General features: G+C 35.9%; 18 protein-coding genes. 13 read left to right on the top strand and 5 right to left on the bottom strand.

Annotated elements, in window-relative coordinates; translation table 11 throughout:
• Positions 1-8 precede the first annotated feature (8 nt).
• Entirely contained in the window at positions 9-920 is a 912-nt protein-coding gene (locus G9F74_RS07850) for an ABC transporter ATP-binding protein (RefSeq protein ID WP_000180632.1), read from the top strand.
• Positions 913-1,857 carry an ABC transporter permease gene (locus G9F74_RS07845; protein ID WP_000482778.1) on the top strand — a complete coding sequence of 315 codons (945 nt, stop codon included), beginning with the start codon at positions 913-915 and terminating at the stop codon, positions 1,855-1,857. Before G9F74_RS07850 ends, G9F74_RS07845 begins: the two co-directional genes overlap by 8 nt.
• A 37-nt stretch (positions 1,858-1,894) precedes the next feature.
• On the opposite strand, the gene G9F74_RS07840 is transcribed toward G9F74_RS07845, so the two are convergent.
• The gene (locus G9F74_RS07840; RefSeq protein WP_000146709.1) at positions 1,895-3,040 is read right to left on the bottom strand and encodes a M20 peptidase aminoacylase family protein; all 1,146 of its coding nucleotides are present in this window, start codon (positions 3,038-3,040) and stop codon (positions 1,895-1,897) included.
• Positions 3,041-3,196: 156 nt separating this feature from the next.
• Complete coding sequence (locus tag G9F74_RS07835) at positions 3,197-4,105, bottom strand: EamA family transporter (RefSeq protein ID WP_000947022.1); 909 nt, start codon at positions 4,103-4,105, stop codon at positions 3,197-3,199.
• Positions 4,106-4,422: 317 nt separating this feature from the next.
• On the opposite strand from G9F74_RS07835, the gene G9F74_RS30395 reads away from it, so the two are divergent.
• From G9F74_RS30395 to G9F74_RS07825, 3 genes are all read left to right on the top strand, one after another.
• Positions 4,423-4,572 (top strand): peptidase T, encoded by a 150-nt coding sequence (locus tag G9F74_RS30395; RefSeq protein ID WP_073990665.1) that lies wholly within the window; start codon positions 4,423-4,425, stop codon positions 4,570-4,572.
• Between the two features lie 16 nt (positions 4,573-4,588).
• A complete protein-coding gene (gene ccdA, locus G9F74_RS07830; protein ID WP_001152675.1) occupies positions 4,589-5,296 on the top strand; it encodes a cytochrome c-type biogenesis protein CcdA in 708 nt (235 codons plus the stop codon).
• Positions 5,297-5,386: 90 nt separating this feature from the next.
• A complete protein-coding gene (locus G9F74_RS07825; RefSeq protein ID WP_016108915.1) occupies positions 5,387-5,893 on the top strand; it encodes a CcdC family protein in 507 nt (168 codons plus the stop codon).
• 70 nt (positions 5,894-5,963) lie between these two features.
• Here G9F74_RS07825 and G9F74_RS07820 read toward each other — a convergent pair whose 3' ends face one another.
• A complete protein-coding gene (locus G9F74_RS07820) occupies positions 5,964-6,395 on the bottom strand; it encodes a DUF2621 domain-containing protein (RefSeq protein ID WP_016108914.1) in 432 nt (143 codons plus the stop codon).
• A 104-nt stretch (positions 6,396-6,499) separates the two neighbouring features.
• Positions 6,500-6,796: a hypothetical protein gene (locus tag G9F74_RS07815; RefSeq protein ID WP_000262403.1), complete on the bottom strand. Its 297-nt coding sequence runs from the start codon at positions 6,794-6,796 to the stop codon at positions 6,500-6,502.
• 245 nt (positions 6,797-7,041) lie between these two features.
• Here G9F74_RS07815 and G9F74_RS07810 point away from each other — a divergent pair, with 245 nt between their 5' ends.
• Together G9F74_RS07810 and G9F74_RS07805 are read left to right on the top strand one after the other, a co-directional pair.
• Positions 7,042-7,629 carry an AAA family ATPase gene (locus tag G9F74_RS07810; RefSeq protein WP_016108913.1) on the top strand — a complete coding sequence of 196 codons (588 nt, stop codon included), beginning with the start codon at positions 7,042-7,044 and terminating at the stop codon, positions 7,627-7,629.
• Positions 7,626-8,186: a DJ-1/PfpI family protein gene (locus G9F74_RS07805; protein WP_000722219.1), complete on the top strand. Its 561-nt coding sequence runs from the start codon at positions 7,626-7,628 to the stop codon at positions 8,184-8,186. Before G9F74_RS07810 ends, G9F74_RS07805 begins: the two co-directional genes overlap by 4 nt.
• A gap of 25 nt (positions 8,187-8,211) precedes the next feature.
• On the opposite strand, the gene G9F74_RS07800 is transcribed toward G9F74_RS07805, so the two are convergent.
• On the bottom strand, positions 8,212-9,159 hold the full coding sequence (locus tag G9F74_RS07800; RefSeq protein ID WP_001129129.1) for a class I SAM-dependent methyltransferase: 948 nt from the start codon (positions 9,157-9,159) through the stop codon (positions 8,212-8,214).
• A 195-nt stretch (positions 9,160-9,354) separates the two neighbouring features.
• Between G9F74_RS07800 and hutP the strand changes: the two genes are divergently transcribed.
• The 6 genes from hutP (at position 9,355) to G9F74_RS07770 (ending at position 16,074) form a co-directional block, all read left to right on the top strand.
• Complete coding sequence (hutP, locus tag G9F74_RS07795) at positions 9,355-9,795, top strand: histidine utilization transcription antiterminator HutP (RefSeq protein ID WP_000926519.1); 441 nt, start codon at positions 9,355-9,357, stop codon at positions 9,793-9,795.
• 103 nt (positions 9,796-9,898) lie between these two features.
• Positions 9,899-11,416, top strand: a complete 1,518-nt coding sequence (gene hutH / locus G9F74_RS07790; RefSeq protein WP_016108912.1) for a histidine ammonia-lyase — start codon at positions 9,899-9,901, stop codon at positions 11,414-11,416.
• A gap of 23 nt (positions 11,417-11,439) precedes the next feature.
• Entirely contained in the window at positions 11,440-13,098 is a 1,659-nt protein-coding gene (hutU, locus tag G9F74_RS07785; RefSeq protein WP_000416716.1) for a urocanate hydratase, read from the top strand.
• A gap of 12 nt (positions 13,099-13,110) precedes the next feature.
• Positions 13,111-14,382 (top strand): imidazolonepropionase, encoded by a 1,272-nt coding sequence (gene hutI, locus G9F74_RS07780; protein ID WP_000887554.1) that lies wholly within the window; start codon positions 13,111-13,113, stop codon positions 14,380-14,382.
• On the top strand, positions 14,361-15,332 hold the full coding sequence (hutG, locus tag G9F74_RS07775) for a formimidoylglutamase (RefSeq protein ID WP_000399847.1): 972 nt from the start codon (positions 14,361-14,363) through the stop codon (positions 15,330-15,332). Before hutI ends, hutG begins: the two co-directional genes overlap by 22 nt.
• A 280-nt stretch (positions 15,333-15,612) precedes the next feature.
• Entirely contained in the window at positions 15,613-16,074 is a 462-nt protein-coding gene (locus tag G9F74_RS07770; RefSeq protein ID WP_000486323.1) for a CarD family transcriptional regulator, read from the top strand.
• Positions 16,075-16,240 lie beyond the last annotated feature (166 nt).

The raw sequence follows: 16,240 nt of genomic DNA, 5'->3' as shown, positions 1-16,240 counted from the left end.
TGTATAGAATGACAAATGAACAATCAATTGTAAAAGTTGAGCGGTTAACGAAGCGAATCGGTTCAAAGACACTTGTAGAAAATATTAGTTTCGAAGTTAAAAAAGGTGAAGTTGTTGGCCTGCTAGGACCAAATGGTGCTGGAAAAACGACTTTAATGAGAATGATGGTCGGTATGATCCGTATGACAGAAGGTGAAGTATGGATTGATGGTCAATCTGTAAAACAGCAATTTGAAAAAACTGCTGCGAAAATTGGTGCAGTAATTGAGACACCGGAATTTTATCCTTTTTTGAGCGGCTACGAAAATTTAACATATTTCGGCCGAATGAATGGGAATGTGACAGAAGAACGTATCGATGAAGTAGTGAAATTGTTAGGAATGGGACAAGTAATTGACCGTAAAGTAAAAGCATATTCACTCGGTATGAGACAACGTTTAGGGATTGCTCAGGCGCTTATTCATAATCCAGATGTATTGGTACTAGATGAACCAACGAATGGACTAGACCCAAGTGGAATACATGAAATGAGAATGTACATAAAGAAAATTGCACATGAACAAGGAAAAGCAGTACTTGTATCTAGTCACTTACTTTCAGAAGTTGAATTAATGTGTGACAGAGTTATTATTATTCAACACGGAGAATATGTAGCGACGCAAAATATTCAGCATAGTCATAGTGAAGAGATGGAGACGATCCGTATACGTGTAGATGATGCAAATAAAGCAGCGGAAATGTTAGAATGTGATGTTGTAATAAAAGGTAATGATCTACTTATCAATGTAAAAGATGAAGAAATCCCAAATGTTATTCGTACTTTGCTTGAGAAAAATATTCAAGTTTATCGTGTATATGAAGAAAGAAAAACGTTAGAAGAGCAATTTTTAGAATTAACAGGGGGAAAAGATATTGTTTAATTTAGTGTATAACGAGCTGTATAAAATATTTAAGCGTAAAAGAACGATTATTCCTTTTGCGGTTATTGCAGTATTAATAATTGGATTAGGATGGGTTACGGTAAAGTATTTAGAACCAGAAACAAAGGGTTGGAAAGCAGATTATACAGAACGTACGGTAGAAATTGAGAAAAAGCTTGGTATGAAAAAAGAAGCTATTTTAGCAGAAAGGTCGGGGGACGAGCTTGTAAAGGAATATCAGCTTAAAATGAAGCATTTAGATACGGATATAGCACCAGCAAGCAGTTCTCCACTTTCTTTCATGAGAGATACAGGTTTTATCGTATTTCCAATTTTGCTTCCATTTATCCTCGTGTATGCAAGTACAATTTTTGCGAATGAATATAGCTGGGGAACATATAAATTTTTAACAATCCGTCCGGCAAGTCGATTTAAAATTTTAACAGCAAAATTTTTAGCAATCGTTATATTTGCAGCTTTATTGTTTATATTTAATATGATTTTCTCCGCTTTAAGTGGACTTGTTATTTATAAATTCCAACAGCCTGCATGGAGTGAATTTATTTTTCAAGATGGAAATATTATAAAACAAAATATTTTTGTGGAAGTAAGTAAATATTACATTTTATCGTGGTTGCCAACTCTTGTGTACGCAGCGTTTGCATTTATGATTTCTGTGTTAACAAGATCTAGTGGGGGCGCAATCGGTATTTCACTGTTTCTTGCTTTATCAGGAAATATTGCGTTACTAGCAGCAACTAGATATAATTGGGTGAAATATTTATTGCCGGCAAACACAGATTTATACGGTATTGCCAAGAATGGAAGTTTTATTGAAGGAGTAACCTTCCCATTTGCTTCATGTATGTTATTGCTGTATTTATTTGTATTTTTAAGTATTTCCTATACAGTATTTTTAAAACGCGATTTAACTTAATAAGAAAAGCCGTTAAGTACCCCTTAACGGCTTTTTTCTATGAGAATTGTTTAAGAGCTTTTTCAGCTAGCAAAGCAAAGTATTTTGCACTTATAGGGAGTGCTCGTTCATCAATTGTAAAAGAAGGATGATGCCACTCATGTGTACCGCTCGTTCCCATAAAGACGAATGAACCTGGTATTTCTTGTTGGTAAAAGGAGAAGTCTTCTCCGGCCATTGATGGGTTAGGAGAAATAATATTTAAATTCATTTTTTCGGCAACTTGAGTAGATAAGTCGGTTAGAGATGTATCGTTATGAACAGCAGGAGGACCTGAATAAAAACGGAATTCTGTTTTTACGCCTAATGCATCAGAAACTCCTTTAATAATACGTTCCATTAAAGCTGGTATCTTTTCTCGTGTTTCATTTTGGAATGTACGAACTGTTCCTTCTAATGTTGCTTTTTCAGGAATAACGTTCCACGTATTTCCTGAATGAATGTTTGTAACACTTACAACGGCATTATGTGAAGAGCTAATATTTCGACTTACAATTGTTTGTAGTGCCATAACAATTTGAGAGGATGCGACGATAGGGTCAACACCAGCATCTGGTACAGCTGCGTGCGTCCCGACACCGTGAATTTCAATTTCAAATCGATCTACTCCAGCCATTAGTGGACCATCTTTAATGCCAATTGTACCTACTGGTAAATCAGGTTTATTATGCATACCGAAAATAGCTTGTACATCATGTAAATGTCCAGCTTCAATAACTTTGCAAGCACCGTTGCTACTTTCTTCAGCTGGTTGGAATATAAAGCGAACCGTTCCATTTAGGGAAGATTCCTTTTCTTTTAATAAGAAAGCTGTACCTAAAATAGCTGCTGTATGAAAATCATGTCCGCAAGCATGCATTTTACCTTGAATTTTTGAAGTGTATGGTAAGTTTGTTTCTTCTTGAATAGGAAGGGCATCAATATCAGCACGAATTGCTATAATTGGACCATTTTGATTACCAGAAATTTCTGCGATAATTCCTGTTTCTAAATTGGAATCAATAATAGTAATATTTGCTTCTTCTAACCAAGTTTTTATCGCTTTTGTTGTTTCAAACTCTTCATATGATAGTTCTGGATACTCATGTAAATGTCGGCGAATGGAAATAAGTTTTTCTGTTAGTTGATTTGGAATAGATGCCACGTATTATGCCCTCTTTCTTAAGCGAAGTATTTACTATAAGTATACAACAATAAAAGAGAGGATTCTCAAATGAAAATCCTCTCTCGTTAATGCCCGAGTGGTGTGAGCTAATAATCAGTGGGGATGAACAAAATCCCCACTGATTAAAGTTTTACTTTATGCTGCCACTTTTTTATGTGTATGATGTTTTTGATAACGTCCACGCCTTGCATATGCAATTTGCGGAATTGCAATACCGATTAAAATAAGTGATACACCTATCCACTGTGAAGATAGTACAGCTTCTTTTAAAACGAATACAGACATAATTGTTGTAACTGGTAGCTCTGCTGCACCAAGAATAGTCGCTAAGCCAGAACCGATTTTTGGAATACCAATTGTAAAGGCAATAGACGGAATAACGATACTAAATATTCCTAATCCTAAGCCGTATTTCCAAAGTCCTTGAGAAATGGCACCGTTCATAATAAATGTTGGTGGGAATACGATCATAACTAAAGTTAAAGCGCCAGCCATTAACAGGACACCACGTGGTAATGAAGGTACTTCAACAGCAACTTTTCCGCTCACAAAAATGTATGTTGCAAATGTAATAGCAGATAATAGCCCTAAAATGATTCCTGTTGTATCGAAAGTACCTGCCGATTTTTCCAGTAAACCACTTGATAAAAATGTACCTACAAGTAAGAAAATAACCGAAATAACTTTTTCCCTTGAAGGTAATGTTTTTGTTACAATAGCTTCAATAATAATACCGACCCAAACGAATTGGAACAAAAGAATAATTGCGATAGAAGCTGGTACAGTTTTTAATGAAGCATAATAAAAAATTCCAGTAAAACTTGCAGATGTTCCTGCAACGAATAAAATTAATGCTTGTTTTAATGGAACGCGATGTCTAGAAAATAGAAGTGTAATAGCCAGCAAAATAATCCAACCGAACAAATATTGGCTGCCAATTACCTCTCCAAGTGAAAATCCTTCTGCATATGCAAGTTTAACAAAAATAGCTAAAATTCCATAACTACACGCTCCTAATAAAACTAAAAGAGAATAACGAAGCATGAAAAATTCCTCCCATCTATGTGAAGTTGTTCCGTAACGAAAATATATCTAGAGGGAAGTATACAAAATTAAAAATGTAGGGTCAAATAAAAGAAAAGTGCGACATTTTATAGAATAATAATAAAAGTATGATATTTATGCATAATCTTGAAATTGTTAATTATAAAAGTATTGTAAAATCAGCTTTGTATTGTATAAAGACAGCATTTGAAAAAATATTTTTTAAATCAATATGTATATAAACGTACGTATACGTGCTAATCATTTGAGAAACTATGTTACCTTTGTTATGTTAATAACAATTAAAGGGTTTCCTAATCCAATTGAGATTTTTCTATATAATAGAAGGAAATGAAAACGTTTTATTAGAAACTGTGAGAAAGAGTGGTTTTTCTTATTACCACGTTGTAAAAGTGAGTTCACGAATTGTTCATAGTATTTTTATGTGTTTTTGCTACAATATGTAAGGAGAGGAGTGGAATTATGCAAGATATTAGTATTTTTTTAGCGTTTGGCGCTGGGTTCTTATCATTTATTTCCCCATGTTGCTTACCGCTTTATCCGGCATTTTTATCGTACATAACAGGTATGTCGGTTTCTGAATTGAAAGAAGAAAATGCAATGCTTCGCAAAAGAAGTATGATACATACAGCGTTTTTCTTACTTGGATTTTCAATTATATTTATTGCAATTGGATTTGGTACAAGTTTTATTGGAGGAATCTTTACAGATTATAAAGATTTAATTAGACAGCTAGGTGGTATATTTATCATCGTGTTCGGTCTTATTATTGTTGGGGTATTTAAGCCGAAGTTTTTAATGCAAGATCGCAAATTTACATTTAAAAATCGTCCGAGTGGCTATTTTGGATCAGTTCTAATTGGATTGGCCTTTGCTGCAGGATGGACGCCATGTACTGGACCTATTTTAGTGTCCGTAATTGGATTAGCAGCAACAAACCCAGAATCAGCAATGATTTATATGATTGCTTACATACTTGGATTTGCTATCCCATTTTTCGTGCTTTCATTCTTTATTACGAAAATGTCTTGGATTAAAAGAAATAGTATGGCCTTTATGAAAGTCGGAGGATACATTATGATTGTCATGGGTATCTTCTTATACTTTAATTGGATGACGAAAATTATCGTATATTTCTCAAGTTTATTTGGTGGTTTTACCGGTTTTTAGTATTATTCTGTGAAAATGTTGGAAATACTAACGGAAAAGCATATAATGAAAGTATATTTTGCATATAGCCACAAAAAAGGATGAGAAAATATGAACATAGTTCTTTTATCAAGTATCGTTGCTGTTTGTATGGCTGTCGGTGCGATGTTTATTCGTTTAAAAGCAGCTAAGAAACCTGCAACATTGAAAAAAATTATACTTCCGCCATTTTTTATGAGTACGGGAGCATTGATGTATCTTTTTCCTGAATTTCGATTAACTCCAGCAGAAATGTTAGAAGCAATTGGTGTTGGTTTGATTTTCTCTATTTTTCTTATTAAAACATCTAAATTTGAAATTAGAGGACAAGAGATTTACTTGAAGCGTTCAAAAGCATTTGTTTTTATATTAATTGGATTACTTGTAGTACGGATTGTATTTAAAACATACTTAAGTCAATCTCTTGATTTAGGACAACTTAGCGGCATGTTCTTCTTACTTGCGTTTGCGATGATTGTATCATGGAGAATTGCGATGTACCGTTCCTTTACGAAATTACAGAAGGAAATGGAAAAAGAAGATGGTTTTTATAATGAAGAAGATATGAAGCTAACTTAAAACTGTATATGTATAAAATAAAAAAGACAGCGTCAAAGGCGCTGTCTTTTTTATCGAAAATAATGTGAAGTTATTTTGCGAGTAAAGACTTGTAGTTTGAATAATCAATCTCTTTTTCTTGTAGTTTTTTTACTAAAAATTTATGATCACGCTTTGGTGTGGCAATAATATATCCTTTAATAATTAAGTCTTGTGTAATTTGAGAGGCATTTTCTTGTAATGCAAGTTCTCCAATTTTACTAGCGATTTTGGATTTGGCAACGTCGCGAAATAGTTCTGGAACAGGACTTACAAGCTCTTCTAGCAATTGTTTTTGTTCGTCAGCCCATAAATGTCTCGTTTTATTTATGTAGTGTTCTTCCCAATCTAAAATGGACATACCATCTTCTTTTGGTAATCGTTTTAAAAATTTTCTGAACATAAAGTATCCACCGATAGACATAAGTCCTAATAAAATGACAGTCCATAATACAATGAACCAACTGAACCATCCTTCGAGCAAGTATATCCCCCCTTAAATGATTTCGATTTTCTTTTATTCATATTATAAACATTGAGATTCATAGAAAGCAAGAACGCTTGGTCATTTTGACCAAGCGTAATCATTTAAACAAAGTATAGTTGTTCAACACATAAATTATTATTATCGTCTTCAACATACTCAATAATAAGTGTGCCAACTTTACGATCTTTATCTTCAGTTGTGAAAATAGAGTAAGAAGTAAAACGTGCTGTTGATAGGCCGCTTATATGTGTAGGTAAAGAAATGTAGTCGTTATCGCGGAAGAATTCCATTAGTTCAATATCTTCAAATTCTTTTCGGTCAACTTGTTTGTTTGTATAGCGGCGTTGAAGTTGTTTTAAAGATTCATTCCAAGAAATTGCTTTTGTGTCGTATACCATTGTTCTATCTCCTTACTGTATGTAATCGTTAAGAACATACGTTCTAATCTAGTATACTCTTTTTATTAGAAAAGGGAAAGCAAAAAATAATGTAAGCTTGGTTTTCCAAGCTTACATTATTTTTGCGTTCGTCATAATCTCTATCTTTTATTATAAGTTACATAAGAATAAGAAACAAGATGATATATATTTTGTTGATAGTTTTCAAAATTATGTATATTATCAATATATTATATGGAAAGGGAATGAGTGGGATGGCATATGTAATTTCACTACAAGGACCGATGACAAGTGGGAAAACAACAGTAGCTAAAAGGCTAGAGCAACATGGGTTATCGGTTATATATGAAAATCCATATCGAATTGTAGAAAAGCGAAAAGAATTAAATTTAGATATGAATTCAAAAGATGGTTTTATAACAAATCAAAAAATGTTCATTGGAGCAAAAATAAAAGAGTTTCAAAATATCCAGGAATCAACGGTGATTTTTGATCGTGGGCCAGAAGATATTGAGTTCTATACACTTTTTTATCCGAAATTAATAGGAAAAGAGTGGGATATAGAAACAGAATTGCAAGATGATTTATGTGAACTAAGAAAATGCCGTTCGGATGCAATTTTTTATTTAGACGTTTCGAAAGAGAATGTATATGATAGAAAAAATAATGATTGGGTAAGAAACCGAAGTACATTTGAAGAACAACTTAAATTAGTAGAAACTGAAAAAGAATGGTATAAACAATTTCCTGTAACTTATGTGGACACGAATGCATTATCAGTGGACGAATTAGAAGCATATTTTATACGATGGCTAAAGGAGAGAGGGCTATGAAGAAAATATTATTATTCGTATACCCAACATTTGCGGAGTTTGAAATAACGGTAGCAACGGCATTGCTGAGAAATAAATATGAAATCATTACAGCAGGTTTAACTAAGGAATTGGTTATAAGTGAAACGGGGTTGCAAGTGCAGCCGCATATAGAATTAAGTGAAGTGCGTGTAGATGAGTATGAAGGGATACTTATTCCAGGTGGAGAAGAAGTACAGTTGAAAGATGCAAAACCTCTTTTTTCAATCATTCATCAATTTTATGAACAAGAAAAATTAGTGGCAGCAATTTGTGCTGGACCGTATGCGTTGGCAAAGGCAGGCTTATTGAAAGGGGGATCTTATACAGCGACCATAGATTATAAAAGATTCGATTGTTTTCCAGTAGAAAATTTCGTGTATAAAGAAGTTGTGCAGCACTCAAATATAATTACAGCACAAGGGCATGCATTTGTACCATTCGGAATAGCGATTGCTTCTTATTTTGGAGTAGCAGACGAACATAATACAAATTTTTATTGTGGTAAAGGCAATGTAGTGATGGAGAAACTTTTATGAGAAAACGTGTAAAAGCTAGCATTTGCTAGCTTTTTTCTTTTTTACATCGATAAATCGCTACCGTTTTCGGATCATGCCATATACCGTTATGAAGTGATAATTCATTTTCTATTTCTTTTTGTAGCCATTCCTTCATTTCGGCGTGAAGATACATATTGTCTGGTATATTCAGTGATGGGAACATGCTAGAAATATAGTTTACGATCGGAGTAGCGTGATGAAAAACGAGTGCATTATGAATAACTGTTTCTGCAACAGTTGGAAAAACAGATTGTAATATCTCCTTACCATTTTCTAAACAAAATGGAGCAACCGCTGCTGATGTTTGCGGTAAATCAAATGCGGCTAACATCTTGTTACACATTTCAACTATACGAGGTAATGAAACGTTAGAATTTGTTGTAGCTAAAAGTGTACCGCCAGGACGAATGACTTTATAAAAGTCTTGAATGGTTCTTTTTACATCTTTCACGTGGTATAACATATGTCTTGCGATTATCCAGTCATAACAATTATCTTCGAATGGAAGTTTACTAGCATCACCCTGTTTCCATTCAATTCTATTACTTTTTTTAGCGGCTTCAGAAAGCATGGCTTTCGATTGATCAAATCCGGTTAATTGGCCTTTATGACCGTTAGTTTGTAAAAGGGAAAGGAATTTTCCACTCGCGCACCCAACTTCTAATATGTTTTCTTTTCCTTGAAGTTGTAAATGTTCAAGGACGACTTCATCTAAATTCACTTGTTTCTCTTCGAAACGTTTATGCGTATGGATACGTGTTTGTAAATGGTTGCTGACGCTGTATTGGCGTTTTACATCATTCATTTTTTCGGATTCCACCTTCGTGCAAAATTGCTGAATCGCATGTGTTAATACATCTGTCTTCTTTAAGCCTTCGTAATGGAGTGCTGCTTCAAACCTTTCAAGTAAATTTTCTTCAATTCGAAAATGAATATCTTTTCGTTTCGCCACTGAAAACTCGCCTCTTTTCATCTGTTAGTGAAAATATAGCATGCCTGGAAATTTTGTGTAAATAATTTGTGTACACAAAATTAGGGGAGGTGAAAAAATGTTTGAATATGAGTTTAAACTATTGACGATTTAACCGTTTTCATTTATTCTTAAATTAAGAAATATTCAAATAATTAAAAGAAATGAGAGAGTCACATGCTTCTTCAAGGAACACATCGAATTGGTCGTATGGCCATGCTGTTGGCACTTGCGGATGAGAATGAAAGCCCTGTATTATCTATTCCAAAAGGTTGGAAATATTGTACAGGGAAAGTGGGTTCTATGAATTCGCAAAAGGTCGTAGCGGCAATGGAAACAGCGGCTAAAAGCAACCGAGTTATTGAAACGGATGTTTACAGAGAAACACATGCACTTTATCATGCAATAATGGAAGCTTTGTACGGAGTGACGAGAGGTCAAATTCAGTTAGCAGACGTTCTTCGTACAGTAGGACTTCGTTTTGCAATTGTGCGCGGTACACCATACGACGGAAAAAAAGAAGGCGAATGGGTTGCTGTTGCACTTTATGGAACGATTGGTGCACCTGTAAAAGGATCTGAGCATGAGGCGATTGGTTTAGGAATTAATCACATATGATTTGCCCATAGTCTATTAGTTAGAAGGGGGCCTTACTTTTTAGGACAGAAGTCTGTCTTAAAAAGATAAGGTCCCCTTTTGCCTTTTTAAGGAGGAAAAAAGAATGATTACGTTAACAGGACATACATTGACAGTTGAAGAAATGAAGAAGTTATTACTTGAAGGGGAAGGTGTAACAGCTTGCCCAACTAGTATGCAAAAGGTGGCGGAGTGCCGCGAAGTAGTTGAGAAAATCGTAGAAGACGGGAAAGTTGTTTACGGTATTACAACTGGATTTGGAAAGTTTAGTGATGTGCTTATTCAAAAGGAGGATGTAAAGGCACTTCAACATAATTTAATTCAGTCACATGCATGCGGGATAGGCGATCCATTCCCTGAAGAAGTATCACGCGGTATGTTAATTTTACGAGCGAACACGATGCTTAAAGGAGTATCTGGCGTTAGACCGCTTGTTGTAAATATGCTTCTTGAGTTTGTAAATCGCAAAATTCACCCAGTCGTTCCGCAACAAGGTTCACTTGGTGCGAGTGGAGACTTAGCACCTTTATCTCATCTTGCGCTCGTATTATTAGGCGAAGGTGAAGTGTTCTATAAAGGGAAAAGAGTCCATGCAATGGTTGCTCTTACAGAAGAAGGTCTTGAACCGATTGAACTTGAAGCGAAAGAAGGGCTTGCATTAATCAATGGTACACAGGCGATGACAGCGCAAGGAGTTCTTTCTTATATAGAAGCAGAAGCAACTGCATATCAAGCGGAATTAATTGCTTCGATGACAATTGAAGGATTACAAGGCATTATTGATGCATTTGATGAAAATGTTCATAAAGCACGTGGTTATAAAGAGCAAGTGGAAGTCGCGAGCAGAATTCGTGACATCCTTCAAGATAGTAAGTTAACAACAAAACAAGGAGAACTACGTGTACAGGATGCATATTCACTTCGCTGTATCCCGCAAGTACACGGTGCTTCTTGGCAAGTTTTAAATTATGTGAAAGAAAAATTAGAAATTGAAATGAATGCAGCAACAGATAATCCGCTTATCTTTGATGGCGGAGAAAAAGTAATTTCGGGTGGTAATTTCCATGGTCAACCGATTGCGTTTGCGATGGACTTCTTAAAAGTAGGAATGGCGGAACTTGCAAATATTTCAGAACGTCGTATTGAGCGTTTAGTAAATCCGCAATTAAATGATTTACCTCCATTTTTAAGTCCAGAACCAGGACTGCAGTCTGGTGCAATGATTATGCAATACGCAGCTGCGTCACTTGTTTCTGAAAATAAAACGTTAGCACATCCGGCGAGTGTTGATTCAATCCCGTCATCAGCTAACCAAGAAGATCACGTAAGTATGGGAACAATCGCTTCACGCCATGCACATCAAATTATTCAAAATGTAAGACGTGTTCTTTCAATTGAGATGATTTGTGCGATGCAAGCAGCGGAATATCGCGGAATTGAAAACATGAGTACAGTGACGAAGAGCTTCTACCATCAAGGCCGTCAGCAAGTACCTTCTATTACAAATGACCGTATATTCTCAACAGATATTGAAAATATTACGCATTGGTTAAAAACGAATGATTTGATAAAAGAAAGATTAGATGTAAACGCAGCACTATAAAATGAGAAAAGGGAGAGATTGAAATGGAAAAAGTAAAACAAACAATTCGCGCGCCAAGAGGTACGGAGTTACAAACGAAAGGGTGGGTTCAAGAAGCTGCACTTCGTATGTTAATGAACAATTTAGATCCTGAAGTTGCTGAAAAACCAGAAGAATTAGTTGTATATGGCGGAATTGGCCGTGCAGCTCGTAACTGGGAAAGCTATCAGGCAATTGTAGATTCATTAAAAACGTTAGAAAGCGATGAAACGTTACTTGTTCAATCAGGGAAACCAGTAGCAATCTTCAAATCACATGAAGATGCACCTCGCGTTCTGTTAGCGAACTCAAACTTAGTACCAAAATGGGCGAACTGGGATCACTTCCGTGAATTAGAGAAAAAAGGTCTTATGATGTACGGACAAATGACAGCGGGTAGTTGGATTTACATTGGAACTCAAGGGATTTTACAAGGAACATATGAAACGTTTGGTGAAGCGGCTCGTCAACATTTCGGTGGTTCATTAAAAGGTACATTAACACTTACTGCTGGTTTAGGTGGGATGGGTGGTGCACAGCCTCTTGCTGTAACGATGAACGGCGGTGTTGTCATTGCTATTGATGTTGATAAGCGCAGCATTGATCGTCGTATTGAAAAGAGATACTGTGATATGTATACAGAATCATTAGAAGAAGCGTTAACTGTTGCGAACGAGTATAAAGAGAAGAAAGAACCGATTTCTATTGGTTTATTAGGAAATGCGGCAGAAATTTTACCAGAACTAGTGAAGCGTAATATTACGCCAGATTTAGTTACGGATCAAACATCTGCTCATGATCCATTAAACGGTTATATTCCAGTAGGTTACACATTAGAAGAAGCAGCGAAACTTCGTGAAGAAGATCCAGAACGTTACGTACAATTATCAAAAGAAAGCATGACAAAACATGTGGAAGCAATGCTTGCGATGCAAGAAAAAGGCGCAATTACATTTGATTATGGAAATAACATTCGCCAAGTTGCTTTCGATGAAGGTTTGAAAAATGCTTTTGATTTCCCGGGATTCGTTCCAGCATTTATTCGTCCATTATTCTGTGAAGGAAAAGGACCATTCCGCTGGGTAGCACTTTCTGGTGATCCAGAAGATATTTATAAAACAGACGAAGTAATTTTACGTGAGTTCGCTGATAATGAACATTTATGTAACTGGATTCGTATGGCTCGTCAGCAAGTTGAGTTCCAAGGTCTTCCATCACGTATTTGTTGGTTAGGTTACGGTGAGCGTGCGAAGTTTGGCCGCATTATTAATGAAATGGTGGCGAATGGTGAATTATCAGCACCGATCGTTATCGGCCGTGACCATTTAGATTGCGGATCAGTAGCATCTCCAAACCGTGAAACGGAATCGATGAAAGACGGTAGTGATGCAGTAGCAGATTGGCCAATTTTAAATGCATTAATTAACAGTGTAAACGGTGCAAGCTGGGTATCTGTTCACCACGGTGGTGGCGTTGGCATGGGGTATTCACTTCACGCTGGAATGGTTATCGTTGCAGATGGAACAGAGGCGGCAGCAAAACGTATTGAGCGCGTATTAACTTCTGACCCTGGAATGGGTGTTGTTCGTCACGTAGATGCTGGATATGACTTAGCTGTTGAAACAGCGAAAGAAAAAGGCGTTAACATTCCAATGATGAAATAAGGAGGAGAAAACATGCTGGACACTTTACTAATAAATATCGGTCAATTACTAACAATGGATCAAGAAGATGGCTTGTTAAGACGGGAAGCGATGAACACGCTTCCTGTTATTGAAAACGGTGTGGTTGGAATTGAAAATGGCGTAATCACTTTCGTTGGAACAGCGGAAGAAGCAAAAGGAATACAAGCGAAAGAAGTTATTGATTGCGGCGGTAAAATGGTTTCTCCTGGTCTTGTTGACCCGCATACTCATCTTGTATTTGGTGGATCTCGTGAAAATGAAATCGCGCTAAAATTACAAGGAGTTCCGTACTTAGAAATTTTAGAACAAGGTGGAGGCATTCTTTCGACTGTAAATGCAACGAAACAAGCATCGAAAGAAGAACTTGTTCAAAAAGCGAAATTCCATTTAGACCGTATGCTATCTTTCGGTGTGACAACTGTAGAAGCGAAGAGTGGTTACGGATTAGATGATGAGACGGAATGGAAACAATTAGAGGCAACTGCACAATTACAAAAAGAGCATCCAATCGATTTAGTTTCAACATTTTTAGGTGCCCATGCAGTTCCGAAAGAGTATAAAGGAAGATCAAAAGAATTTTTACAATGGATGCTAGACCTACTGCCAGAAATGAAAGAGAAGCAATTAGCGGAATTCGTTGATATTTTCTGCGAAACAGGTGTGTTCTCTGTAGAAGAATCAAAAGAGTTTTTATTAAAAGCGAAAGAACTTGGCTTTGACGTGAAAATTCATGCAGATGAAATCGACCCTCTTGGTGGTGCGGAAGCATCAGCTGAAATTGGTGCAGCATCAGCGGACCATTTAGTTGGCGCTTCTGATAAAGGAATTGAAATGCTTGCAAACTCTAATACAGTAGCAACGCTATTACCGGGAACAACTTTCTATTTAAATAAAGAAAGCTTTGCTCGCGGTCGTAAAATGATTGATGAAGGTGTTGCAGTTGCGTTAGCTACAGACTTTAATCCAGGCAGCTGTCCAACTGAAAACATTCAGCTTATTATGAGCATCGCAATGCTCAAACTGAAAATGACACCAGAAGAAGTTTGGAACGCGGTAACAGTTAACTCTTCGTATGCTATTAATCGAGGTGATGTAGCTGGGAAAATTAGAGTTGGTCGCAAGGCAGATTTAGTTTTATGGGATGCTTACAATTTTGCTTACGTACCGTATCATTACGGCGTAAGTCATGTGAATACAGTATGGAAGAATGGTAATATCGCATATACAAGAGGTGAACAATCGTGGAGCACGGCCACTATTTAAAGAAAAATGCAAAGTTTATTGATCGTGAAGTGACGAAATGGAGTGAGATGATTAAAGATTGGGAGGAAGGCGTGGAAATATTCGGTGCTGCCTTAATTGGAGCACCCCTTTCTAAACCATCTATTAGTCATTCAGGAGCAAGTTTTGCTCCAAAAACAATTCGTGCGATGTTAGATGCATATAGCACGTATGCAATTACAGAAGAACACGATATGAAAGAAAGTGTTTTATATGATTGCGGTGATATTACGATGCATGTGACAAATATAAAAGAAAGTCATGACCGAATTGCGAAAACGGTTGGGCATCTAACGAAAGTAAATCCAAACATGATACCAATCGTTCTTGGTGGGGACCATTCGATTAGTTTTCCGAGTATAACAGGATTTGCAAATAGTAAAGGAAAGATCGGTATTATTCAATTTGATGCTCATCATGATTTGCGTAATTTAGATGATGGTGGTCCATCAAATGGTACACCGTTCCGTAGTTTACTAGAAAATGGTGTCATTACAGGAAAACAACTCGTTCAAATTGGAATTCGTAATTTTTCTAATGCACGTGCGTACCATGAATATGCAAAAGAGCACGGTGTGACAGTGTATACAATGAAAGATGTACGAGAGCGAGAAATAAAAGATATTATGACAGAAAGCATTGAAGTATTAAGAAAACAAGGTGTGACTTCTATTTACATTTCTCTTGATATGGATGTACTAGATCAAGCATTCGCGCCAGGTTGTCCAGCAATTGGCCCTGGAGGAATGGATAGCTCAACTTTACTTGATGCGATTGAATTTATTGGCAAAGAACCCCTCGTGCAAGGGATGGATATAGTAGAAATTGATCCAACTCTTGATTTCAGGGATATGACGAGCAGAGTAGCTGCGCAAGTAATTATGAGTTTTCTTTTAGCGCGAGAAACGATTCGTAAGCAAGTTAGTATATAGGTTGGAAATTAAAAGTGAATCTTTAGCTATGTCTTATAAAAACACATTACTACTTATATTGTAGTAATGTGTTTTTGTATTGTAAGAGGTTTGTAAAATTAAAATGGGTGCTTATGAAAAAGTTGGAGGAATTGCGGTTTTGTAGTGTTATTTTGTGGATTAATTAAATTGTTTTGAATGAATTGACACGGGAAATAATTTTATGATAAAATAAAAATTTTGCTAAAAAAATGAATATATGTTAAGCTTGAGAAGGTTACCATATATGGAGGTGGATTATTTGTTTCAAATTGGCGATAACATTGTGTATCCAATGCAGGGAGCAGGTATAATTAAAGCCATAGAAGAGAAAGAAATCGCAGGAAAAAAACAACAATATTATGTTATAAAAATGTCGGCTAATAATATGGAAATAATGATTCCTGAAGGGAAAATATTGAATTCAAATATACGACCAGTTACGGATATCACGGCATTAATACACATAATAGATATTTTTCAGCATGGGGAATCAGATAGATTACTTACGTGGAAACAAAGGTATAAAGTGAACACTGATAAAATAAAAACGGGTAAAATGCAAGAAGGTGCTGAAGTTGTGCGTGATTTAATGCGTATACAAAAAGAAAAAGCACTTAATGCAAGCGAAAAGAAAATGTTAGATAACGCACATGAATTTTTGATTAGTGAACTTGGATTAATTGAAGGTATCACAGAAAATCAAATAAAAAGCTTTTGTTAAGGTTCATTACAAATAATGTATTGCATCCCAAAAAAGGTCTTGAATTTTTTGGGAACATAATTATAGGCAATTAATCATTTCAAAGACATTCAACTCTTTCAAACCACTTTTAAAGCATTAACCTCTTTTGTTATTACTACAATCAAATCCATTTTTATTTTAAATT

The organism is Bacillus sp. EKM202B (genome assembly GCF_011066025.1).
In the GTDB taxonomy this organism is placed as follows: Bacteria; Bacillota; Bacilli; order Bacillales; family Bacillaceae_G; genus Bacillus_A; species Bacillus_A toyonensis.
Note: the sequence above shows the minus strand (reverse complement) of the source record. Positions and strands in the feature narration are given on the sequence as shown.

Coding starts and splice junctions, on each gene's coding strand:
- G9F74_RS07850 (WP_000180632.1), top strand. CDS start 9: ATGACAAATGAACAATCAATTGTAAAAGTTGAGCGGTTAACGAAGCGA.
- G9F74_RS07835 (WP_000947022.1), bottom strand. CDS start 4,105: ATGCTTCGTTATTCTCTTTTAGTTTTATTAGGAGCGTGTAGTTATGGA.
- ccdA (WP_001152675.1), top strand. CDS start 4,589: ATGCAAGATATTAGTATTTTTTTAGCGTTTGGCGCTGGGTTCTTATCA.
- G9F74_RS07825 (WP_016108915.1), top strand. CDS start 5,387: ATGAACATAGTTCTTTTATCAAGTATCGTTGCTGTTTGTATGGCTGTC.
- G9F74_RS07815 (WP_000262403.1), bottom strand. CDS start 6,796: ATGGTATACGACACAAAAGCAATTTCTTGGAATGAATCTTTAAAACAA.
- G9F74_RS07810 (WP_016108913.1), top strand. CDS start 7,042: ATGAGTGGGATGGCATATGTAATTTCACTACAAGGACCGATGACAAGT.
- G9F74_RS07805 (WP_000722219.1), top strand. CDS start 7,626: ATGAAGAAAATATTATTATTCGTATACCCAACATTTGCGGAGTTTGAA.
- hutP (WP_000926519.1), top strand. CDS start 9,355: ATGCTTCTTCAAGGAACACATCGAATTGGTCGTATGGCCATGCTGTTG.
- hutH (WP_016108912.1), top strand. CDS start 9,899: ATGATTACGTTAACAGGACATACATTGACAGTTGAAGAAATGAAGAAG.
- hutU (WP_000416716.1), top strand. CDS start 11,440: ATGGAAAAAGTAAAACAAACAATTCGCGCGCCAAGAGGTACGGAGTTA.
- hutI (WP_000887554.1), top strand. CDS start 13,111: ATGCTGGACACTTTACTAATAAATATCGGTCAATTACTAACAATGGAT.